We start from the raw sequence: 4,910 nt of genomic DNA, 5'->3' as shown, positions 1-4,910 counted from the left end.
CGCAGAGCTCATAGATGCCCGTGGCCGGTTCCTGATGCCGGGCCTCATGGACAATCATTATCACTACTGGCGTCAGCGACTGTTTCGCGGCGCCGATCTGCTGGCGATGGGCGTCACGTCGATTCGAGAGCCGGGTACGCCGATCGCTGACGGTCTGAATCTGCGCCAGGCCATCGATGAGGGCGTGTTGGCTGGACCGCGCATCTACACGCTTGGCCCGATCATCGACGGCGTCGGCATGAATCCGATGGTGGATTTACGTCTGAACCAGCCTGAAGCGGCCGCGGCGGTGGTGGCATCAATGCATTCGCTCGGCGTGGATGGCATCAAGCTGTACGCGACCCTGGCTCCGCAGGTGTCGGTTGCAGTCATTGCTGCGGCGAAGAAATTCCAGCTGCCGGTGACGGGACACATTGCTCGTACCACTTGGAAAGAAGCGATGGCCGCCGGTATCGACGGACTCACGCATGCCGCCAACTATTACCACGATTTCGTGCCTGCGCCGTTGCGCCCGAAATGGGGTGATGAACCTGTGAAGGTCAGCGTCGCGACCTCGTCGACGCCGCCACTGCGAATCGATCCGACGAGTGCCGAGGTGCGCTCGATGTTAGGTGAAATGGCGAGGCGTGGCGTCATGCTGGATCCGACGCTGTTGGCTTATGTGCGCGATGAAGCCGAGCTGCGGCAGGGTGGATTCGACGGTTATCTAGAAGCTGCGCAGATCAGTGCCGACATCAAAGCGTTGACGCTCGAAGCGCATCGGGCTGGCGTGCAATTGTTGGTGGGCACCGATGACAAGTCGATGCATGACGAGCTCGAAATGCTCGAACGCATCGGCGTGCCGAATGCCGCAATTCTGCGGGCGGCCACCGCGAATGGCGCACGCTGGTTGGGCAAAGCGGCTGAGTTCGGCACCGTTCAAACAGGCCGTCGAGCGGATCTGTTGCTCGTCGATGGCGACCCGCTCCGGCAGATGAAAGATATCCGTAATGTCGAGCTGGTCGTCAAAGACGGCCGCGTCGTGTTTGCACGCTGAGCCGGCACCCCTCTCTGATTTGTTTCCCTGGAGCGTTCTCTATGGTTCCCGAGCGTCAAAAACAACTAGATTTTGTCCCCGGCGCTACATTCTTGGACAGTCGCTCCGGGGTTATCCTGCGGGCGTCGATGGTGGAGGGTCGATGAAGTACCCCAAGTTGTACTCTGGTTGTTTGGTTGCCCTGTCGGCCTTGGCGTCGTTGGGCTGCCGTGCTACTGCGCCTCGTGAGCCCGAGTTTTCCGCAGAAATCCGCCGAACTTCTTTCGGCATTCCTCATGTGCTGGCACGCGATGAGGCGGGCATTGGCTACGGGATCGGCTATGCCTATGCGCAGGACAATCTTTGTCAGTTCGCGGACGTCGTAGTCACGGTCAACAGCCAGCGTTCGCGTTACTTCGGCCCCGATGTATTGGGTGGCCCGGATTTCGAGTCCGGCTTCAGCAAGGCAACCAACGCCGAGTCCGATTTCTTGCTCTCTTGGGTCAACTCCGAGGAACACGTGCGTCAGGCATGGCAGGCGCAGAGCGCGACGTCAAAAGCTTTGATTCGCGGCTACGCTGCCGGCTTCAATCGCTATCTGAAAGACACGCCAGCACAGAAGTTGCCGGCGGCGTGTCGAGATAAACCCTGGCTGCGTCCACTCACCGAGCTGGACTTGATTCGTTTCATGCGTCGTCTGGCCGTGGAAGCGGGCTCGGCGCTGTTCTCCAAATCAATCATCGCCGCGCGTCCGCCAGGAACTGCCTCGGCCGCATCGACCGCGTCGCTAGACAAAGAACTCTCACTGCCGGACTTCACGCCGTACTTCGGCAGCAATGCCGTCGCACTCGGTAAGCAGGGCACACAAGATGGCAAGCCGCTGCTGTTGGGTAACCCGCACTATCCTTGGTATGGCTCGCTGCGTTTCTATCAAATGCATTTGACCATTCCCGGCAAGCTCGACGTCATGGGCGTTTCAATCGGTGGCATCCCGGCGGTGACCATCGGATTCAACCAGCACGTCGCGTGGACGCACACGGTGAATACGTCGGCGCATTTCGTCATCTATGCGTTGCAGCTGGATCCGAACGATCCGACGCACTATCTGGTCGATGGCAAGCGGCACGCCATGGAGCGCAAGACCGTGTCCATCGCGACGTTAGAAAGCGATGGCAAGGTGGGGCGGCGCTCGCATGATTTCTGGATGACTCAGTATGGGCCGGTGTTGACGTCGCCGGGCGACCTGGCCTGGAACAGGACCACTGCCTACGCCTTGCACGATGCGAATTTCGACAACCATCGCATGATCGAAACTTGGTACGCGATGAATCGCGCCGGCTCGCTCGATGAATTGACCGGAGCGCTGCAGAGTCATCTGGGAATTCCTTGGGTCAATACGCTCGGGGTGGATTCGAAAGGCGAGGCGCTGTACGCCAATGTGACGGTCGTTCCCAATCTCTCCGCACAACAACAGCAAGATTGCATCACCGAGCCGCACCGCGCCCTGACCAAGCGTCGTATGTTCGTGCTGGAGTCCAAAGCGGCGTGCGCGCTTGGCGATGCGCCCGGCGCGCCTCAGAAAGGAGTGTTCAGCGGCGATCAGCTGCCGGTGCTGCGTCGTGCGGACTTCGTGCAGAACTCCAACGACAGTTCCTGGATGACGAATCCTGAGCAGCCGCTGACTGGCTACGCGCCCATCATCAGCGCGCAGGATCTGCAGCTCGGTGATCGCACTCGCCAAGGCATCGGTCAGGTGCAAGCACGTCTCGCCGGCACCGACGGACTGCCGGGCAAGCGCTTCACGGCCGAGACTCTGCAGGCTGTCGCTTTCAGTAACCGCTCGTTCTACGGTTCGTTGTTGGATCGTGATCTCTCGGCCATTTGTGAGAACGCGCGCTCGGTGGTGCTCGACGGTCGGGACACCGACGTAGCTGTCCCGTGCGCCACGATCAAATCTTGGGATCGACACGCGAATCTCGATAGCGTGGGTTATCCACTCGCTGGAGCTTGGATCGATCAGCTGATCCGGCGCAGCGACCTGTGGTCGGTACCTTTCTCAGCCAATGACCCTGTCAACACGCCGCGGGGAATCAAACAGAACGAGCCACGCGTCCGCGAGATCGTGCTAGTGGAGCTGGCGCGTGCGGCGGCGAAGTTACGAGAGCAGGGCATCGATGCGACCCGTCCCTGGGGCGAGTTGCAAGGTATCGAAGCCAACGGCCGTCGCATTCCGATTCCAGGCGGCGTGGGCTCGGGCATCTATAACAACATCTGGAGCGAGGTGCGCGATGGGCGCTTCCATGTTCGCGGCGGTTCGAGCTACATCCAGATGGTGACGTTCGACGAGAAAGGTCCGAAGGTGCAGGGGCTGCTCGCGTACTCGCAGTCCACCGATCCGTCGTCGCCGCACTTCGCCGATCAGGCGCCGTACTTCTCGGCCAACAAGCTGGTATCGCAGCCGTTTACTACTGAGCAGATCAAGCTCGATCCGAACTACACGACCACCGTCATCGAAGAATAGCTCCCAGGGAACCAAGCATGCTTCTATTCCAGCTGATCGCAGCGCTGTTGACGTTGTTGATAACCGTTGCGAGTGCCGACGCGCGGCCGCTCAAGATCGAAGATCTGGATCGCATCGAACGCGTTGCCGATCCGCAGCTGTCGCCCGACGGTGAGTGGGTGCTCTATTCGGTGGATAGCTTCGATGCGGCGGCTGACGGCCGACGCAATTCCATCTGGATGGTGAGGTGGAGCGGCGGCGAGCCGGTCCCGGTTTCGCAAGCTCAATCAGCGAGCATGCCGCGCTTCAGTCCGGATGGTCGCTGGGTCAGTTTCCTGCGCGAAGGTCAGTTGTGGCTGCTGGATCGTAAGGGCGGCACCGAGGCTCGGAAAGTAACCGACATTCGCGGCGGCATCGGCAGCTATGCCTGGTCGCCGGATTCTCGCCGGCTCGCGATTGGCTATCGAGAGGAAACGTCACCGCCCAAAGACGCGAACGGTAAGGAGACTCCGGAGCCGTGGGTGATCGATCGCGTGCGCTTCAAGGAGGACGCAGGCGAGGGCTACATACACAATCGCATCAAGTCGCCACGCATTTATCTCTACGATCTGCAAGCCAAGTCTTTCGAGCCGTTGACCGCAGGCGGTGAGTTCGAAGAAACATCGCCGGCTTGGTCGCCGGACGGCACCCGCATTGCCTTCGTCAGCAATCGAGAGGCGGATTGGCAGTACAGCGACTACGGCGATATCTACGTGGCGGCTGCTCAACCCAACTCGACACCGCGACGCTTGACGGATTTTCCGGGCGCCGATCGCGAGCCGGCGTGGAGCCCGGATGGCCGAAACATCGCGTTCCTGCAGGGAAGCGAACCGAAGTATTGGATGTACAACCAAACCAGTCTGGCCACCGTGTCCGTCGCGGACGGCAAGGTGCGCGAGTTGGCCGCTTCGCTGGACCGAGATATCGGCAGTCCGCAGTTCAGTGCTGACGGTCGCTCGGTTCGCTTTCTGGTCACTGACAATCGCGCGCGGTATCCCGCTCAAGTGCCGCTGGCCGACGGTGAAGCTCAGCGACTGCTGCAGGGCTCGTATTTCGTCCTCGGCATGAGCCAGAGCAAAGATCGTATCGCTGCGCTGGTCTCGTCCGACCGCAGTCCCGCCGAAGTGTATGCACTGGAGAAGGGTAAGCTGCGCGCGCTGACTCGTCACAACGAAAGCGTGTTGAGCGGCATTGATCTTGTCGAGCGAGAGAGCATCGATTTCGTCGCGCGTGATGGAGAGCGCGTTTACGGCATGCTCGCCAAGCCGCTCGGCTACCAGGCAGGGCAACGTTATCCGACCATTCTTTGGCTGCACGGCGGCCCGTACAGTCAGGACAATTGGGGCTTCCACAATG

The 4,910-nt window shown here is 60.5% G+C and carries 3 protein-coding genes; all 3 read left to right on the top strand.

Annotated features, from left to right (window positions below):
• On the top strand, nucleotides 1-1,036 hold a 1,036-nt coding region (locus tag JNL55_RS19445), incomplete at its 5' end, for an amidohydrolase family protein (protein ID WP_293857458.1).
• A gap of 142 nt (nucleotides 1,037-1,178) precedes the next feature.
• On the top strand, nucleotides 1,179-3,536 hold the full coding sequence (locus tag JNL55_RS19440) for an acylase (RefSeq protein ID WP_293857455.1): 2,358 nt from the start codon (nucleotides 1,179-1,181) through the stop codon (nucleotides 3,534-3,536).
• A gap of 17 nt (nucleotides 3,537-3,553) precedes the next feature.
• The coding region (locus tag JNL55_RS19435; RefSeq protein WP_415923114.1) for a S9 family peptidase at nucleotides 3,554-4,910 on the top strand (1,357 nt) is incomplete at its 3' end.

The sequence above is a fragment of the Steroidobacter sp. genome (assembly GCF_016790065.1).
Taxonomy (GTDB): Bacteria; Pseudomonadota; Gammaproteobacteria; order Steroidobacterales; family Steroidobacteraceae; genus Steroidobacter.
This window is presented reverse-complemented; position numbering and strand designations above follow the sequence as displayed.